Source organism: Chitinophaga pinensis DSM 2588 (genome assembly GCF_000024005.1).
GTDB lineage: Bacteria > Bacteroidota > Bacteroidia > Chitinophagales > Chitinophagaceae > Chitinophaga > Chitinophaga pinensis.
This window is the reverse complement of record NC_013132.1, coordinates 3,465,150-3,483,819: the sequence shown is the minus strand read 5'-3', so window position 1 is coordinate 3,483,819 and position 18,670 is coordinate 3,465,150. Positions and strand designations below refer to the sequence as shown.

At 43.4% G+C, this 18,670-nt stretch carries 12 protein-coding genes; 6 read left to right on the top strand and 6 right to left on the bottom strand.

All coding sequences use genetic code 11. The features are described 5' to 3' along the window. Positions 1-426 (top strand): hypothetical protein, encoded by a 426-nt coding sequence (locus CPIN_RS14090; protein ID WP_012790480.1) that lies wholly within the window; start codon positions 1-3, stop codon positions 424-426. Between the two features lie 38 nt (positions 427-464). Here the strand turns inward: CPIN_RS14090 and CPIN_RS14085 are convergent, their stop codons facing one another. Then, positions 465-2,261, bottom strand: coding sequence for an acyltransferase family protein (locus CPIN_RS14085; protein ID WP_012790479.1), 1,797 nt, complete (start codon positions 2,259-2,261; stop codon positions 465-467). A gap of 428 nt (positions 2,262-2,689) precedes the next feature. Further along, positions 2,690-3,583, bottom strand: coding sequence for a CPBP family intramembrane glutamic endopeptidase (locus CPIN_RS36645; RefSeq protein WP_012790478.1), 894 nt, complete (start codon positions 3,581-3,583; stop codon positions 2,690-2,692). A 489-nt stretch (positions 3,584-4,072) separates the two neighbouring features. On the opposite strand from CPIN_RS36645, the gene CPIN_RS14075 reads away from it, so the two are divergent. Beyond that, entirely contained in the window at positions 4,073-4,792 is a 720-nt protein-coding gene (locus CPIN_RS14075; RefSeq protein WP_012790477.1) for an AAA family ATPase, read from the top strand. Positions 4,793-4,876: 84 nt separating this feature from the next. Here CPIN_RS14075 and CPIN_RS14070 read toward each other — a convergent pair whose 3' ends face one another. The 4 genes from CPIN_RS14070 to CPIN_RS14055 all read right to left on the bottom strand — a co-directional run bounded on the left by CPIN_RS14070 (position 4,877) and on the right by CPIN_RS14055 (position 11,740). Further along, positions 4,877-6,778 (bottom strand): RagB/SusD family nutrient uptake outer membrane protein, encoded by a 1,902-nt coding sequence (locus tag CPIN_RS14070; RefSeq protein ID WP_012790476.1) that lies wholly within the window; start codon positions 6,776-6,778, stop codon positions 4,877-4,879. Between the two features lie 18 nt (positions 6,779-6,796). Continuing rightward, positions 6,797-9,970 (bottom strand): SusC/RagA family TonB-linked outer membrane protein, encoded by a 3,174-nt coding sequence (locus CPIN_RS14065; protein ID WP_012790475.1) that lies wholly within the window; start codon positions 9,968-9,970, stop codon positions 6,797-6,799. 86 nt (positions 9,971-10,056) lie between these two features. Continuing rightward, complete coding sequence (locus CPIN_RS14060) at positions 10,057-11,106, bottom strand: FecR family protein (protein ID WP_012790474.1); 1,050 nt, start codon at positions 11,104-11,106, stop codon at positions 10,057-10,059. Between the two features lie 82 nt (positions 11,107-11,188). After that, positions 11,189-11,740, bottom strand: a complete 552-nt coding sequence (locus CPIN_RS14055) for a sigma-70 family RNA polymerase sigma factor (protein ID WP_012790473.1) — start codon at positions 11,738-11,740, stop codon at positions 11,189-11,191. Positions 11,741-12,274: 534 nt separating this feature from the next. Between CPIN_RS14055 and CPIN_RS14050 the strand changes: the two genes are divergently transcribed. Genes CPIN_RS14050 through CPIN_RS14035 form a run of 4 tightly spaced genes read left to right on the top strand, consistent with a single transcriptional unit; the run spans position 12,275 to position 18,646 of the window. After that, positions 12,275-13,276, top strand: coding sequence for a hypothetical protein (locus tag CPIN_RS14050; protein ID WP_044218656.1), 1,002 nt, complete (start codon positions 12,275-12,277; stop codon positions 13,274-13,276). 15 nt (positions 13,277-13,291) lie between these two features. Next, the gene (locus CPIN_RS14045) at positions 13,292-14,338 is read left to right on the top strand and encodes a trypsin-like serine peptidase (RefSeq protein ID WP_012790471.1); all 1,047 of its coding nucleotides are present in this window, start codon (positions 13,292-13,294) and stop codon (positions 14,336-14,338) included. Between the two features lies 1 nt (position 14,339). Beyond that, the gene (locus CPIN_RS14040) at positions 14,340-15,518 is read left to right on the top strand and encodes an SIR2 family protein (RefSeq protein ID WP_012790470.1); all 1,179 of its coding nucleotides are present in this window, start codon (positions 14,340-14,342) and stop codon (positions 15,516-15,518) included. Continuing rightward, complete coding sequence (locus tag CPIN_RS14035; RefSeq protein WP_012790469.1) at positions 15,515-18,646, top strand: nSTAND1 domain-containing NTPase; 3,132 nt, start codon at positions 15,515-15,517, stop codon at positions 18,644-18,646. The genes CPIN_RS14040 and CPIN_RS14035 overlap by 4 nt, the downstream gene beginning before the upstream one ends. Positions 18,647-18,670: the final 24 nt, after the last annotated feature.

Here is an 18,670-nt window from a genome sequence, read left to right as displayed (position 1 = left end):
ATGACCATCACGCATCTCCATCTGTTGATGGAAAAATTTGAGACCTGTACTTTGCCGAAAGAAGAATGGACACATGCCAATCATTTTGTGATGGCGCTCTGGTACTGTACCCGATTGCCAATACCGCAGGCTATTGAAAAGATAAGAGGCGGGATCAAAAAGTATAATGAAAGCATTGGCGGAAAAAATACGGCAGATGCGGGTTATCACGAAACGATCACCTTATTCTATACCCGTACCATTGCGGATTACCTGCTGACAGCCCATATCCACACACTGACGGACGAGACACTGCATACCTTTCTGCAACAGGCATTTCTGAAAAAGGATTATATCCTCCGGTTTTACAGCCGGGACCTGCTCATGAGCAAAGATGCCCGGCTGTATTGGAAGGCTCCTGATAAAGCAACGATGTATTCCGTTTAATAGCACGATCAGTTCACACCGGATATTCCGGAAAGATATCAGTAGACGGCACTGGCGGTCGGTCCGCTGGAAGGTCTGTTCAACAATGTAAATGACTGGTTATGATCTATCAGGCGGGCGAAATAAATAGCGCCTGCACGGGTCAGGTGCCGGGTATCCTGACTGATAAACATACAACTATCTGTAAATACAGGCACTTTGCCATTTTCATCAATCACCATCCCTATCAGATCGATGTATTTATTCCCCCACTGTGACTTCAGGTCATTGTTTATTTTAAGCGCCTGCTGACGGATATTCACGCGCTGTGTACAGTAGTTATTATCCCCCCTCCTTCTGTAGAAGATCCCGTTGTTGGTACCGAAATTCTTATTACCCACGATCCATACTTTCGTCGTATCAATATCATATCGTTGTGTCATTGCGCGGAAGGTATCTACTCTTATTTCGGTGAAGAAGATCACATCAGCCTTCGCAAGCCGCTCCTTAATGTTCTTACAGGAATTGATGTTGTAAGTGTAACAGATATCCAGATCCTGTCCGTATTTTGATTCCAGCAGGATATTAGACCAATCACGCGCATAACTGTTCCCGATCACCAGCGTTTTGATCTTTCTGTCGCCTGCATATAGTTTATCCAGGTCATAGATCCGAGAATTGTATGCCTGGTGTAAATGTCCGTTTGATTTCCCCTCACTATTCGTCGCATACAATCCCAATTCCGGTACATCCCTGATGATACCAGATCTCATATATAGAAACAGCGAAGACACAGAAGTTAACAACAGCACTACGGCAGATACAGACAGCAGCATTTTGCTACTCACCTTCGCTTTGTTTCTGAATGGCTGTTCTATGAACTGATAAGACAAAACAGACAACACCAGTATGATCAGAAAGAGTACCACCGCACTGGCGATATCAATTCTTTCCAATACGAAGTAGCGGCTATAAGCTAATACGATCTGATGCCACATATACAGGCTGAAACTGATCTTTCCTATCCAGACCATGTATTTATTCTCCAGGAACGCATTCGTCAGTCCTTCGTTGGTATTGCCCGGTAATAGTAAACCCACTGCTGACACCACTACTAAGAGCAGATTAACAACTGGTGAGAGATACACACCAAACAACAGGACGCATAATATGATAAAGAGGAAGCCAATTTTATAGCGGTGATCAATTGTCCTGTTCCTAAAAAAGATAGCCCCTAAACCACCTAGTGCCAGTTCGAAAAACCGGTACTGGATCAGATAAAACCGGGAAAAGGTATTAGAAGTCGATAAAAAGAAAAACAGGGAAACGACTGTCAATGCGATCAGCAAAGGCAGTATCCATTTCTTTCTTGCACCTGTAAGAAAGAGGAATATCAGGGGATAGATCACATAAAACTGTTCTTCCACACCCAGACTCCAGGTATGCATGAGAGGTTTATAGTCATTGAAAATATCCCAGTAGTCGCCGACTGTCTTCAGCAATAGTATATTATTTGCAAACAGGTTGGTAGCGATGACTGACTGACTGAGGTTTTCCAGGTCATCCGGCAGCATGACAAACATCCCTGTTACCAGGGCGATAAAGGTGGTAAACAATACTAGTGGAATAATACGCCTGATCCTTCTCATATAAAAACTGATAATAGAGAAACGATCTTCAAGGGCTTCATTGTAGACGATCTTCGTAATTAAGTAGCCACTGATGGCAAAGAAGATGTCAACACCGAGATATCCGTTCGGTAGATATCCCATATGAAAGATAATTACTGAGAGGACAGCAAGCGCTCTGAGTCCGTCGATGTCTTTCCGGTAGTGCTCCGGTTGAATGGTAGCCATGGACATATGTTTTTTAGTTGATCAAGAAAGAAATGGTTCATTCGGCTCCAATGGAGCTAAGGGGTTTGTCTGGAATCAGATTTCGTGTCTTTGGTATGCAAAAAGCCTGTCGGTTGATTCAATTGTGGTCATCTTCAATGTCCGGAAGAACTGGGGTTATCCGGGCTAAAACGCTCTTAATGTATTCGCATTAATGGAAACAATAGTTGTCAATAAAGTGTCTCAAAACGTAAAGGTTGATATTGTGTCCGGCATCTGAGATGCTGCCTGTCTGGTTATTGATAGAATAACCTAAAATAACGCTAAAAGCTGACTCCGGAAATGCCTCATTTAAGCAGTTTCCAGTAGCCAGCACCCTATAACTTGATGATTTTCTTTAATTTATCACCTATACTAAATCGTATGAGTAACGGATGTCCACGTGGATATCAGACATCCGCAGGCAGAGGTTGAGCAGCAGGAATATCCATAACTGCAGGTTTGAGCGCCCGTGCTTTTCTATGCAGATAGATACAGGATAAAACAATAATAAGCGCCGCAGCTATACATAGGATGATATAATAGGGCATTCCCACCAGACCTAATATGTCCTGCTTATCCTTGGGAAAAAACAGGAATAAGGCGGCGGTTCCGTTGTTCGTTGCATGTACAATGATGCCTGGAATAATGGAATTAGTCTTGTAAAATAACCAGCCCATAAACAGACCGATGCAAAAAGCAGGTAATGCCTGCCAGGGATTCATGTGTATCAGACCAAAGAATAAGGCGGAAATGATGATCGCCTTCCGCGGCGGATAGCGCTTTAATAATCCTTTTAACACGATACCGCGACAAAGTGTTTCTTCCAGTAAAGGCGCGGCTATGACAATAGTAATAATTGAAAAAAGATCGTTCTTGAACAGGTCCTCAAACATTTTCTCAATGACCTCAGGCATTGGTATCAGCATCGCCAGGCGCTCCATTCCTACCACTAAAGCCAATGTACTGATGATAATTACCGGTATCAGTACGGGTTGTATCTTATTAATGCTCAAATTGAGGGGCGTATGCTGCCATTTTTCACTCCTTTTCGCTGCATATCTGATCGTGAGTAACAAACCCATTGTGTATGAGATGAAACTTAACAATGATTTGAGTAAAGGTGAAATCCGGTCTCCCGCAATAGCTGTTATAACAGCTCCCGCTATTCCTATCAGCATCATGCATAAAAGCATGATCCCGAATATCCTGAAGAGTGATTTTATATCAGGATAAGCCACTTTCGCAGTTGACTGAGGGACATTTAAAGTATGTATTACTTCATTTTGAAATTCCTGTTCCATTCATGCATTGTTATATACGGTAATTTAACACATTTCCCTGTTATCAAGCCTCTCTGCAATGACTACTATTGATATTTTGTTCAAATTGCCGGAATGATCTACATTGTGTCAACAGACAATACTTTGTGTATACTCAGATATTAGTCATGTTTCGTTGATGCTGCGTTGATCAACGCAGCATCAACGAAACATGACTAATATCTAAGCATCATTTAACCGGAAACAAACAGTTAACAGCAGCTGTACGAACCCGCTTCCCTGGACTACCCATATTTCTACATTGTGGCATTGTGAAGATATCCCATATTCACCTAATTTTGCATCCGCAAAACGCTATGACAGCTGTGGTTACCGGCTCAGCAATACCAACCTGTACATCTTCTTCTTAGTTGAAAACCAACTAAATAGCAGATCACCGGATCATATTAAGGTAAATCTTAAGGAATAGCCACGGCAAACAATCACGATAAAATAAGCAGGGATACGTACATGAATCTTTCTGATCTTCTTATAAATGACAAGGAACAGGTATCGCTCGACGATGTACTGTTAAGTCAGGACAATAAAACACGCATCGGACAACTCATCAAAGAGCATTTTTACATCGTGGAACTGCATAATGTGGGGCTGCCGGTGAACAACAAACTACTCTTGCACGGTAGCTCTGGTTGTGGCAAAACGACGACTGCCAAGGCAATTGCCAGTGCACTGAAAAAGCCATTACTGATCCTGGACCTCAGTAGTATCGTATCTGCCCGTATCGGTGAAACCTCCCAGAACATCAAACAGATCTTCGATAAGGCCATCCGGGAGAAGGCTGTGCTGTTCCTGGACGAGTTTGACCAGGTAGGTAAAGCCCGCGGTAATGACGATAAAGACGTGGGAGAAATGAGGCGTTTAGTTAATACACTCATACAGCTGATCGATTATTTCCCCGACAAGTCACTGCTGATAGCAGCCACTAACCATGCGCATATCATTGATAAAGCCCTCATGCGGCGTTTCCAGTTGCACATTTCCTACGAAATGCCTACCGCCACGGAACTGGACCATTACTACGACAAACTGCTGAGCAAATTTCCGCCCGATATGCAGGCCATTACCCGCAGGTATGACATCTCCTATGCCGAGGCCAAAGATGACGCCTTTACCCAGCTAAAAGCGACCTTTATCAGTAAGCTGGAGCAAAAGGTGGATATATCTGTATAATAAGACATCATCAACTTATATAAAAGACAAGCGCCGGTGCATCCTCTGAATGCACCGGCGCTTGTCTTTTATACGATAGCAGTCTTAATCCTGTACCCTTATTGCCTCTTCCAGGTTATCAATCGGCGCCTGGTTCAGCTCATATCCGGAATATCCGAAATTCTGATTTAACCTGCCATTTCTATTGGCATCAATATCTGATTGTGGTACAGGCCATAAGATATGATAAGGACTTGCCGTAAACTGCGTACCATATACGGTCTTTACACCCTTATTATAGAAGTTATTGTACCGGGTGATCCTTTCAAACCAGTAACTGCTTTTAGACAGATTATCTACCTGGTACGTTTTCCCGAATTCATCCGGGATGTTCGTAGTAGCAAAAATGTAAGAGATACGGCTTAATTCCACATGTCTTAATTCTTCATAATAAAGCTCCCTTGCCCTTTCATCCAGGATTACACCAATGTTAATCTCGCCTGGTGCAAACATCTGTGTACAATGCGCACGACGACGAATGGCATTTACATCTTCAGCGGCTTCTGCATACCTGCCTTTCCAGAAATAAGCCTCTGCACGCAGCAGATAGGTCTCTGCCAGTCTGTAGATGTACCAGTCGCTTGCACCGCCATCATAGTTATCTACTGTTTCAGAACGCGGTGTCTCTACCCATACCTTATAATGTGGCCAGTCAAACCAGGTCCTGATGGTGTCGGTCACCAACAGCTTACCGGAGCTATTGTATTTCTGCAGTTGCTTTCCGTAGTACTGGTCACCGCTGCTCAGCAGCGAGGGATGGTTATACACCATATCTTCCATATGCATCCAGTTACCAACGGCACTGTTGTGACGCAAATCGCTGGTATCCGTCCAGATCGTATTGCTGCTATACCAGGTAGGTCTTGTTTTGGCAATCCCTCTGCCATAGGTCTTACGCAGGTCTATCTTATCCTTCGTCTGACTATAGCTGGTACTCATGCCTTGTTTACCGGAAGGGGTACTGATCAGCTGATTGCCCGTACCGGAATAGAAAGGAAGCGCATTGCGCATGGTCACCATATTCTGTCTGCTATTGGCAAATTCTTCTCTGCTGATCAGGTTGAAGATCGTTTCCCTGTTCGCCGCAATGGATTTATTCTGTCCGCGGTGCAGGTCCCATATCACATTCCTGGTGATGTTATGAATGGCTGGCGCCGGATTGACAAATGTGCCGAAAGGTTGTGTCATCAGGGAATAGCCAGCACTGTTAATAAGGTCATTCGCCACTGCAATCGCTTTGTCAAACTCACCGGCAGCCAGGTAACATTTGATCAGTAACTGCTGACAGGCGCCTTTTGTGACCGTACCATAGTCGCCATTGGCAGGTACATGTCGTACGGCGAACTCCATATCAGCTACCAATTGCTGCAAAATGACGCCTCTTTTAGTAGAGCGGAAATTGAACTTAGGCGAAGTGATCTCTTTGGTCAGTAAAGGAATATCTCCGAAGTCGAATATCAGCCACATATAGCGGAAGGTGCGGTGGAAATAAGCCATGCCCATCATCTGATTACGCAGCGTCGTATCAAGCCCCTGTACACGCGGCAGATTGGTGACAATCGTATTGGCATATTTAATCCCCTTATACCCCTCAAACCAGAAGAAGTTGATCTTATTGGTATTGACGTCGTTATTATTGGAAGTAGGCGTGATCATGGCATTCAGGTCCTGTGCAGGACCTGACTTGTCTGTCGTACCATCTATCGCTACATCAGAAAAAAGCAGGTCAGTCAGCAAAGGTGCTCCTTCTCCTGTCCATACGTAAGTCAGGTTCCTGTTACAACTGGTGATGGCGGCCTGCAATCCTTCTTTTGAAGTAAAAGTAATAGAGGGCTCATAGAATGACTGCGGGTCAGGCTTCAGGAACTCTTTAGTACATCCCTGTGATACGTGTAAGGCCAGCGTCAGCAACAATATCCTGGTAACTTTATTTATCTTGATCTTCATAAAAATCAGTTTGAAACATTAAAATGAGGCTGTAATTCCGACTGTATAATACCGGGGCATTAATGAAGTGGTTTCCGGATCCCAGTATTCCCAGTCTTTCGCCCATACCGCTACGTTGCGTACACCTGCATATACCTTGAGCTGGGCCATATCCATTCTCCTGGCTACATCAGGAGGCAGCGAATAAGACACCGATATGTTATCAAGGCGGATATATGTTTTATCAATCACACGGGAAGGCGTGATGTTCTGCACATTGGTGGAATTCAGTCTGGCGTAAGTATCAGAAGGATTTTCAGGCGTCCAGTATTTTCTCACATAAGAATTGATCCTGTCCGTCTGCGAACCGAAGTTATTCAGATAATCGGTGGAAGTCGCCTTATGTCCCCAGTTCGCATAGATATTAAAAGAGAAATCAAAGTTTTTGAAGATAGCAAAGTCATTGCGCAGCGTCCAGCGGAAGCGTGGTGTGGTCGTACCCAAAAACTTCTTATCGGCATTGGTATATTTTCCATCTCCATCCACATCTTCCACTTTCACATCCCCGGGGATCTCTCCATATTTAGCCGCCTGTTCTCTTTCATTTTCCTGCCAGATTCCCTGTACATTATAGGTCCATATTGAGGACAGATCGTGACCGATAAACCATCCGTTAGAGATATCGTCAATCTCTTTGGAGCCGACTAATTTACCATCTGCATTTAATACGTCTTCATAGGTATAGTAGAGGTGCTTCACCTTATTTCTATTAAAGAAGAAGCCAAATGTGGTACTCCATTCAAAGTTCTTTTTCTGTATGTTCTGAGAAGTGATTCCTAATTCAAAGCCTCTGTTCACCACTTCCCCGAGATTGGTCGTTACGGTACTGAAACCGGTAAAATCAGGCAGGGACTGATCCATCAGGAGATCGGTGGTAGGCATATAGTAAACTTCCATATTACCGGTAATCCTGTTATTGAGGAATCCGAAATCCAGACCGGCATTCCAGGAGGAAGTAGCTTCCCATTTCAGACCATAGTTGGCCATACGGTCAACGTACAACTGAGACAATTCATACACCGTGCCATTCGATTGCACATAAGGATAACGGCCTGCACCGGTGGTCAGATTAGACAATGCCTGGTATATACCGATGGAGCGGTTACCGTTCATACCCCATGACAAACGCAGTTTACCGGTACTCATAGGCGACCAGTGGAAGAAACGTTCATCTGCAAAGTTCCAGGCAAAAGCGAGGGCCGGGAAAGTGGCTCTTGGATTGGAAGCGCCAAATGCAGAGTAACCATCCCGGCGTACAGAAGCCGTGATCATATACCTGTTATCATAGGAATAGAACAGGCGGGCCATTAACGCATCACCGGTACTATGCTGGTCATTACTGCTGACAGTCGTCTTTAAAGGATTGGCAGCACCGATATTATGGAAACCCAGGGCATCTGTAGGAGAAAAATCCCTGGCAGTAATACTTTCATTCCAGGAACGGTGTTCTTCTGCGTTCTGAAGCAGGGTCACTTTCACTTTATGTTTACGGGCGAAGGTATAATCCCATGAAATGATGTTATCGATCTGCCAGTCAAAGTTTTTGGTGTTTTCCCTGATTACTTTTCCGTTATCAGACCATAATGGGTTCTGCGAGGATTCATGATACCTGTTATAGAACCACTGCATTCTTGGGGAGAAATTCAGCTGATAGGTAATGTTGAATGGCAGTTTGATCGTCTGGTAAATGGTGGTATTTAACACCGTAAATCCTTTCTCCAGTTGCTTGAACTGATTACCATAAGCTGTATTGACACCCTGGTTTACACTGGCGCCCATGGGCTGTCCGTCAAGGATGCCATTTGAATCCAGCGGAGAGGCATAGGGAGAGTTATTAATAATCTGTCCTTCCCAGTCCGCAGCCAGATTACCATCTGATCTATCCTGGAAATTGATATTTACGCCGGTGTGCATCCATTTATTCACCTTTCCGTCCAGTTTGATATTCGACCGGTATGCACGGTATTTATCACCCACCACGATACCTTCATTATTGAGGTATCCCATGGAGATATAGTAATTGAGGGCGTCTTTATTTCTGCCTGACAGACTTACATTATAGTTCTGCTGTACACCATGCTGGAAGGAGCCGTCAAACCAGTCATAGGTTCTGCCTTTTGAATAATTAAGCCTTTCTTTTTCAAAAAGACCGATACGCAGCAACCAGATCTCTTCAGGCGTTCCGGTCAGCGCATCGTAAGCTAACCAGTCGTCCAGGGAGACGCCATATTTATTAAGATTCTCTGGTGTAGGATTTACATATTTAGCAGGCGTAGCCCATCTTGTACCACTATTAAAGAGGTCGGAGCGGAATTTCAGATATCCCTCCGCATCATATACCTCGCGTTTTTTACCCATGGCAGCAACACCTCTGTTGGCGTCAAAGCGGATAGTAGGTTTATCGGAAGTACCTTTTTTCGTTGTAATGATGACCACTCCATTGGCTGATTTAGCCCCGTATATAGCGGCGGCGGAGGCATCTTTCAAGATATCAAAGTGTTCGATATCCTGTGGATTGATCTCAGATAATTCCCCGAAGAAGATCACGCCATCCAGTACGATCAGCGGATCATTACTTGCTTTCAGGGAACGTTGTCCGCGTACCAGCATGTCTCCCCCACCCTTTGCGGAAGTATTTTGTCCGACGTACAATCCAGGCACACCGCTACGCAGCAGGTCCTGTATAGAGCGGGGACTCTCCTTTTCCAGGCGGGCTGTTTTCAGCTGACTGATAGAGCCGGTAAGGTCTTTTTTCTGCATGGAGCCATATCCTACTACCACGACTTCATTTATCTTCTGTTCGCTGTTTTTAAGATCCACCCGTAAAGAGAATTCAGCGCCTGCTTTCAGGTTATAGCCTGACAGGGTTTGTCGCTCATATCCCATAAAGGAAAAAGAGAAAGTATACCCCGGACCTGCCGGCAATCTGGTGAAGGTGAAATAGCCGGCGCTGTCGGTTTGTACAGAAGCGGTAAAACTGTTTGTTGCATTTTTGACGGTGACACTGACACCCCAGAGCGGTTCGCCGTTTTCTTCGCTTTTTACAATACCCGATACATCGGAGCGGCTTTGCTGGGCATGCAGCAATAAAGGAATAATGCTTAGGATGACTGCAATACATAGCAGTACACACGTGGAATTACGCTGTTTCATTTTCTATAATGTCTGAGATTAGGCAAATAAGGTCCCTTTCGTTGATTCGCTCAACGACCCGATAGTTTACGTGCTATATGTTCTTGCTAATTTTTCTCCCTTATGATATAACGATTCTGGTCTTTCTCAATAGTAAGTTGGTTTAGTATTGCTATATCGTTCAGTATAGTTTCTAACTTGTCTGTTTTTCGCATTCTTCCTGAGAAGTATTTGTTATTGATCTCAGAAGGATAATAATAAATCTCTATCTGGTAGTAGCTGCTGAGCTGATCGAATACTTCTGACAGTGGTGATATGTCAAATGTATAAGAGTCAGGCCGGCGTACGTGATAATCAGCACCACCGGCAGGTGCAGCTCTCACCAGCTGTTCTGCTGGTGCATTACGTTTAATGCTGGCTACCTTGTTTACTTTGTCATAGATCAGTTCATCACCAGGACGGAGTATTTCTTTTCCGTTCCATTGCTGTGCCAGCGTATCCGCAGCGGTTACCTGTACTTTCCCCTTGTGCAGTTTTACCCTGATCACATCGCTTTCATCAAATGCATCTACGGTAAAGGAAGTGCCTAGCACTGTGGTGGCGAGCATATCTGAGTATACAATGAATGCCCTGCTTTGATCTTTCTCTACATTGAATAAGGCCTTTCCCCACAGATATACCAGCCTGTCTCTGTCTGATACAAATGGTTCATAATACCGGATGTAACTATGTGGCTCCAGTACGACAAAAGATCCATCTGCCAGCTGTACACGCAACTGTTTATCTGTATCGTTCCGTTTTTCCGTCATCTCCTCCTGCGTGCCGGCATGGGCGATACCACGCTGCACACGGGATTCCCTGACGGTCAGATAGGCCCATAAAGACCCCACCAGGAGACTGACGATTACGGCTGCAGCTGCCAGCCTGATCATCATACTTCTCCGGGAGTTTCTGAAGGTTTGTCTGCTGACTCTTTCAAACAGATCCTCCGAAAGCTCCTGCGGGAGTTCTTCATTTACTACATATTGATCCCAGTCATCTTCGTTCATATACCTGTTCCACTCTTCGGGATTATTCCTGAAATATTCCAGTACCTGCTGTCTTTCATCATCAGTACATTCATTCCTGAAATACTTGTCAATCAATTCCCTTTGCATGGTGTCGAGTTAAGATAATGGGACTTTGTTATTAATATCGTTTGAGAAAGAGGGAACCCCTAATGGGAGGAGATTTTTTTTTTCAGATAAGGTACAGCAGGAGGAACAACAGTAACAGCACGCTCCTTAAATAACTGATAGCTAAAGACATATGATTCTCTACCGTTTTAACCGAAAGGGACAGTTGTGCGGCAATTTCTTTGTAGGATTTAAATTCGTAACGGCTGAGCTCAAAGACTTTTCTTCTGACAGGGGGCATACTATTTACTGCCTGGCGCACCCTGATCAGCTGTTCGCGTGCTTCAATGGTATCGGATATATTAACGGTGTCTGATTCGGGCGGGTTCTCCTGTTTGAGAAAGCGGCCTTTAACGGCTTCCTTTCTGAGGAGATCGATTGAGGTGGCCCGGGCAATATGGAAGATCAAACGGCTGACCGGCTCTGATTCATCCAGTTTATGCCTGTAATCCCATAGTTTGATAAAGGTAATCTGGGTAGTTTCTTCTGCGATATAGGGAGAGTGGGTCTTGGAGAGCACGTAGAAATACACCTTCCGGTGATATTCATTGAATATATCACTGAAAACGGAAGGATCTCCTTCTTTCAGCGCGGAAATAGTATTAAACGTGGACATGATGCACTAATATAGAAATAAATTACCGATAGTAGTCCAAAAATTTCTATCGATTGCATAGAAGGTGGCGGAGCACCGTTTTTTAGGATATAATGCGGGAGCCGGTGAACCGGTATAATGGTCAGGGATATATGCGCATAAAAGTCGGGCCTGTTATATAGATATGATTATCAATACTATTCAGGTAGTAGCGTGTTAAAAAGAATCAGCACATGATTTTATTATTTTAACTATATTTAGTTAAGATTTACAGGGACAACGGGGTTTATTAACCTCTGACAAAACGTTATGGTAACTACCTCAATTGATCTTTTATCAACTCCGTTTGCCGCTCTTTAATATCGTTAATTCCAAAATTCAAGCATTCATAGAATGTATTTAAATGACTTATCCCGCACCCTGGCTGCAAGCACAATTGCATCCTTTTTCCATGGCAACAGCAGCTTATAATACATCCACTGCCTTCGCCACATGGATCCGGGCCAACGCTGGACACTAGACACTACATCTTTAATCACACATAACATTAACCTCATGAATCTCAAAGACATTTTTACCAAGAAATCTGAAATATGGACTTATGCCCCTCTGACGCCTGACCAGATACCCGATGAACCTAAAACCGTAGAAGACATCCCGATGAACAAAGGGTATCTGAACATTACCGTACGTTCTATGCACATTACCGACGTACGTAAGTTCACTTCGACTTATTACGGTGTCGTACACAGTGTCGTAAAGCTGAATCACCAGGGAGGTAAAGACGCAGTTTTTCAGAATGTCACCTCTCCTTCCGAACTCAAAAAGCTGGATGGCAAACACCTCGACAGGGTGATCGTTAAAAATATACCGATTGTTAGCCTGGTACCTTACCGCGGAGAAGAGGTCAGTCTGGAACTGGGACTTTTCTCTGTGAAACAGTCCGACCTGGCAGCTCCTTTCATTGACCTCCTGGAAACCATGGCCTCCACCGCCGGCGTATCCGTACTCAGTGCAGCCGTACCTTTTGTAGAGCCCCTGAAAAAAGGAATCGACGGTATCATCGGAACGGATGCTGACTCCGCATTGGAGATCGGTATTGCCACCACCTTCAATCCGCCTAAAACAGGCTGGTTTGTAGTCATGCGTACACCCAAACAAAGCAACATTATCCCTACACTGGAAGTTACCCCTTCTGACTATGTACTTGTAGATAAAAACTCAAAAGAGCCGCTGAAAGATTATCCATATGTGATCTATTCCATCGCATATAGCCGGGAACGAAATGACTGGTTTAAACTGCCTTATCTGATGGATAGCTATCAGGCCATTCAAAAAGCGATTCAGGATGGAAAAGATACAGATGCAGAGGATAGTCTGAAGGTATTTAAGCGATATGCCATCACCAGCCCGGATATTTTAAGAGAAGACGCGATACGTATCTGTAAACTGGTGGAAGAGGAATTAAAGAGTGTACTCTCCTTTACACTGGAGACGAAATCAATTGCACCTGGTAAACAGCTACGGGATCTGGAATCTTATCCACTTTACCAATAGTCCTCCTACCCTGCTATGGAATGGAATAATATTTTAAGAGAGTTAAATTATTACCTGGCGAACCTGTATATCACAGACTTCAATCACCATACGAAGCTGAGATTAATAAAACTGGTTGGTCTTCCTGCACATCTGATGGAGTTTCCTTCCCCGGCTGTGGCCACCTGGTTTTATATTATGGAATTCGCTGAGGGACGTAATAAACTACTGCCCTTACTGGAACTGATCGCATCTCCTGAAGAAGGAAATGGAGACGATCAGTTTCTGCAGGGCGCCATTGCCATGCTCAAGGCAAAAAAGGATGTCAAATCAGTCACACTGGACCTGTCTAACTGGAAAGGAGGCAACGATCTGCAACTATCCAGAGAGAAAATCATGGGTAAAAAAAGTACGTTGCTGCCGATCGGATTCCTGGAAAATGGCACAGAAGCGGCAAAGGCAGTTGTACGTATTGTATTGGGCAATACGATGGCCACCGGTTTTCTGATTGAAAATAGCTGGCTGATTACGAACAACCATGTACTCGCAGATATGGATGCCGCCGAGTCGGCCATTATTGAGTTTGGTTATCAGATCAAAAAGGGCGTACGGCTTTCAGAGACGAAAATAACCGAACTGAAAGCTGAATACAGCTGTAAACTGACCCCAGGTTTACGGGAAAGTCCCTTATTTGAAACCAATAAGGAAGAAGACTGGACTTTGGTAAAAATTGACGACCCGGCCATTACTTCTTATGGGTCATTCAAGCTGTCCAACACAGGTGTAAGGGCCGGCGACTTTGTGAATATCATCCAGCATCCATTGGGCGGACCGAAACAGATTGGTATTTACAACAACATCGTACAATATGCGGATCAGGATATCGTGCAATACCTCACAGATACAAATGACGGATCCTCCGGTTCTCCGGTCTTAAACAGCGACTGGGAGGTCGTGGCTGTTCACCATGGCGGCGGATGGCTGATGGACAAAGCAAGTGGACAAAATGTAAAAAGGAATCAGGGTACGAACATTGAGCGATTGAAAGACACCATTAAAAAATTCACCGAAAAATTAGTCTGACATGGTATTTTCTGACAGACAGCTACACAAAATTCAGACTATTTTATACCAGCGACCTGCAAACCTCGCTGAGGTTTATCTGAAACATGCAAATATACATAGCCCCCTTTCCGGAGGTGCAACCAATGACTGGGTAAAATGGGGAGAAGCGCTTGCCTTTGTCAATTCATCCAAAGAGCGGATGAAAAGATTTCTCGAAGAAGCACTAAAGAGCGAAGAGCTGCCCGTATTACGTTACTATTATAATGAGCTGTTGTCCAGCAGGGAGAATCGACTCCTGCAACTGGCGCATGACCTGATTACCGGACGTTGCGTAGTATTTCTGGGACCCGATGTATTGACATTGACAGAAAACAGAAACATCGTTTCCTTCAATGAATGGATGTCTTACCAGCTAATGGAAGAAATGAATCTCAGCAATGTATATTATGACAAAAACCTGCGCGACAATCTCAGTTACATGGCTAGTTGTTACAGGGAAATGCCTAATTATGTGCATGGAGACATTGCTCATTTATCAAAAGAAAAGTTTGAAGAACACCTCAAGAGCAGAAGAATTAATCTCTCCCTATACCAGGAACTCAGTAAGCTACCGCTCAAAATAGTGATCAATGCCAACCCTGATGAACTATTATATAACGAAATCAACAAAATAAAAACAGATGGCTGTAGGTTGGCATATTATGATATGTCCTGTAGAGACGCCGGACCGGAGCCGGAAGAACTGTCAGACATGCAGGTGTCTGACGATGGAGAGTTTTCGCCTGGTCAGACCGTTGTATATAATCTCTTCGGCTCATTTCGCAATGAAAGCTCCGTATTGCATACCGAAGCGGAATTCCTTGATTTCATCAGCCGGGTGACGATGGGCAATCCAAAGATAGATGAAGAATTACTGTCTGAATTCAATGAAAAGGACAGTTATCTTTTCCTGGGATTTGACTTTGAACAATGGTATTTCAAGGTATTGTTCCATTTGTTCAAACTAAAGAAAGAACAGAACAATGCCGTTTCCTGCAATGTGGAAGATAACGATCCTAACAAAAGACGCCGCATTAGTCCCAGCACACGGGAATTCTTTGAAGAGGAATTCCGTATGTTTTTTGTCAACGATGAACTCGTGACATTCATTGCCGATCTAAATGCCGTACTTACCAATATCACCCCCAGAATTGTATGATAGGCACTACAACACTTCCCAGTCGTTATCCGGGTATAGTCGCTTTTGATGAAAAACAGCACTCCCTTTTCTTTGGCCGGAGCCGGGAGAAAAAGGAGCTGTTGCAGATGTTGAAAAACGAGCGGACCATTGTATTATTTGCCAAATCCGGTGTAGGTAAATCTTCGCTGATCAATGCCGGACTTATCCCCTATATGCAGGAAGACGGATTTTACCCGATTAAGATCCGCTTTCAGTACACGGAGTCTGGTCGCATGAAAACACCCTTACAGATATTACATGAGGTGATCTCTTATAAAATTAAAAAAGAAGGGACCATTCAACAACGGTCAGCTGATATTCTTTTCGATAAAGAGAAACCCCGCCTATGGGAATTGTTTAAGGTACTTGAGTTCCCGGTATATGAGGAGAAGAAAGGCATAAATGATTATCTGGTCAAAGAGCTCCTGGAACAAAACACAGGCACGGCTGCAAATGAAGTAATCACAGATAAAATAAGCCGGCAGCAAATCCCTGTGCTGATCTTCGACCAGTTTGAAGAGTTCTTTAACTTCCCTATAGCACAGCAACACGACTTTCTCGCAGAACTTGCAGAGTTATTGCATGAGATGTGTCCAAACCGCATACTTGAATGGCTACGTTCTTTCAGCAGTGCATCAAGAACAGAGGAAATGATCATGTGGTCTAAACAACCCATTATCAAATGTATATTCGCCATACGCGGGGATAAGCTGGCAGAACTGGATTCCCTACGCAGATATATTCCATTGATTCTGCGTAACAGATACCGCCTCGGGGCATTAAATACCATCAATGCCAGGGAAGCGGTTACAGGACCGGCCAGTTTATCTGATCAGGAATTTATATCCCCTCCCTTCAAAATAGACAAACTGTGGCTGCAAGCTGTTCTCAATAAATTAACCGGGAACCAGAAAACGCCTAATAGTGAGACATCACTGGACGACGAGAAAAAGTATATACCAGAAACAGGTATTGACGGGTCACAGCTGCAGAAAATATGTTCATATATCGAACAAAAAGTCACAGAAAAAAAGACACCAGGGTTAGTGGTGAACGAGGATACAATAGGAATACTGGATGTTGAAAAAGTGCTGGATAGCTTTTACGAGGACCAACTTATGAAAATCGGAAAGGACCAGGACATTGCCTTGTGCCGGAAAATTATCGAAGATCATCTGGTAGCCGGCGGTGGACGCACCAGTCTGACGGAAGGGCAGATCACAGAATTGCTGGGGAACAATACGCATTTACTGGAAAAGATGATGGAGGTGCGTCTGGTAAAGGAAGAATTTACGCATCTCGGGAAGACATTTGAGCTTAGTCATGATACACTCGTACGGGCTGTGACGAAGTATGCAATCATTAATAAAGAGAAACGACTAGAATCGGAGAAAAAAATACTGGAAATACAAAAGAAAACGCAATCGCGTTATACAAGGATTTTCGTTTTATTAACGTTATTCATTTTTCTGTTATTTATTTATGTATTAAACACAAGCAGAAAAGCAACCAAATATCTCAATAAAAGTCTGCTGCAACAGGGCCAGGCATATTATAATTCCAATAATCACCGCACTGCTTTTAGAATATGGTCTAACAATAACAGTTTTGTATTATTTGACCGACCAGGTCAAAACCGGTTGTCCGCAAAACTCGATTCTTCTTTCTTTTATGATATTTCAGGTGGTAAACGGATAGAATGGTTACCTCCTAATCATTATGTCGTACAGGAAAATCAAATGTTATTGAATATATATACCATTACTCCTGGCCAGGAAAATCAACTGCAGGTAAAATCCTACACCGATCTTAAATTATATGCCCATTCTAGCTCCAACAACTACTTGCTATGTAAGAATTCAAAAAGCAAGCTAATCATATACGATGTCGTTGCTAATGATACATTCAGTATTGCACAAGAGTATGTTTTACCAAAACAATTTATAAAAGATGTTGGCAAAGGAAAAGTGCCTGATTATGATCCTGAGGAGGAACCAGGAATCGAAAGTTTCGTCGGGGCAAATGACTTCATATGGTTTAAGACGAAAAGAAATGTGGTCACGGTATACGATCTAAAAAATAGACGGCCTGTCAATATAAATCTCATGATTACTTCAGATGACCCGTCAGAATCCATGTCATCTGCAACAATATCTCCAGACGGGAAATTAATGGCTTTTTCTGACACGACAAGAAAAGATAGAATGTTAATCGTTTACGACATCTCCAATCCGAGGCAACCAGTGCTGAGAGAAAAAACACCTATAACAACACTCATTACAGAAACAAACTCAAATGAGTCCATTGTTTATAAACACAACGATTCCATCTATTTTTCCTCTTATAAAGATGGCTGGCGTCATACCGCCAGCAAACGCGACAAACTACAGAGAATATTTTCCTTCAGAGAACGAAAATGTATCATTTATATGTCAGATACAACCGGCATCAAGATCTGCGACATATACGGAAATATCATAACACGTATTGCCGATTACAACCGGACTTATATTACAAATCCTGACTTCGATCCCCGACGACAATATACACTGGGCCTATCATTAAGCAACGGCATATTAACATATGTAAATAACGCGCGAATACTCAAATCATATAACCTCCTCCCGTTTAAAGAAATTCGGACGTTAAGAGTTGTTCGAGGTGTTTCACCTAATAGAGAATATTATATCCGTTTGGATTCAATAGGACACTTATCAATCCGGCGGATTGACAACAACCAGATTATCTTCCCATTTGGGGGCGAGAATGCCATCATGCCTAAATTAGTCAATTATGGTATAGTGAGACCACAGTGTTATTTTAATCCTCAGAGCACAATTATTGCCTATCTGAGAGACAGTAGTGACGGCCATCACTATCTGGAAGCAGTAGCGCTGGATAAAAAAGAAATTATACATACGCAGCGTATAGACAACTCTACATCACTCCTTTCTTTCGATGGAGAAAAAAACGTCATGCTTGAAAACGAGGAAGATAACATTGGCATAATCATTCTAAATAATCAAAAACGTACGCAGCAATATTTCAACAAATTATATCCTCATTTCACCGATGCTGAAAAGAAAATACTGGATGATAATCTTTAAACCTGTTGACGATATTGAGATGCT

Bases quoted from the DNA above. Each gene is read 5' to 3' on its own strand.
- CPIN_RS14070 (WP_012790476.1), bottom strand. From the start codon at position 6,778: ATGAAGATCAAGATAAATAAAGTTACCAGGATATTGTTGCTGACGCTG.
- CPIN_RS14085 (WP_012790479.1), bottom strand. From the start codon at position 2,261: ATGGCTACCATTCAACCGGAGCACTACCGGAAAGACATCGACGGACTC.
- CPIN_RS14060 (WP_012790474.1), bottom strand. From the start codon at position 11,106: ATGCAAAGGGAATTGATTGACAAGTATTTCAGGAATGAATGTACTGAT.
- CPIN_RS14065 (WP_012790475.1), bottom strand. From the start codon at position 9,970: ATGAAACAGCGTAATTCCACGTGTGTACTGCTATGTATTGCAGTCATC.
- CPIN_RS14090 (WP_012790480.1), top strand. From the start codon at position 1: ATGACCATCACGCATCTCCATCTGTTGATGGAAAAATTTGAGACCTGT.
- CPIN_RS14055 (WP_012790473.1), bottom strand. From the start codon at position 11,740: ATGTCCACGTTTAATACTATTTCCGCGCTGAAAGAAGGAGATCCTTCC.
- CPIN_RS14045 (WP_012790471.1), top strand. From the start codon at position 13,292: ATGGAATGGAATAATATTTTAAGAGAGTTAAATTATTACCTGGCGAAC.
- CPIN_RS14035 (WP_012790469.1), top strand. From the start codon at position 15,515: ATGATAGGCACTACAACACTTCCCAGTCGTTATCCGGGTATAGTCGCT.
- CPIN_RS14040 (WP_012790470.1), top strand. From the start codon at position 14,340: ATGGTATTTTCTGACAGACAGCTACACAAAATTCAGACTATTTTATAC.
- CPIN_RS14050 (WP_044218656.1), top strand. From the start codon at position 12,275: ATGAATCTCAAAGACATTTTTACCAAGAAATCTGAAATATGGACTTAT.
- CPIN_RS36645 (WP_012790478.1), bottom strand. From the start codon at position 3,583: ATGGAACAGGAATTTCAAAATGAAGTAATACATACTTTAAATGTCCCT.
- CPIN_RS14075 (WP_012790477.1), top strand. From the start codon at position 4,073: ATGAATCTTTCTGATCTTCTTATAAATGACAAGGAACAGGTATCGCTC.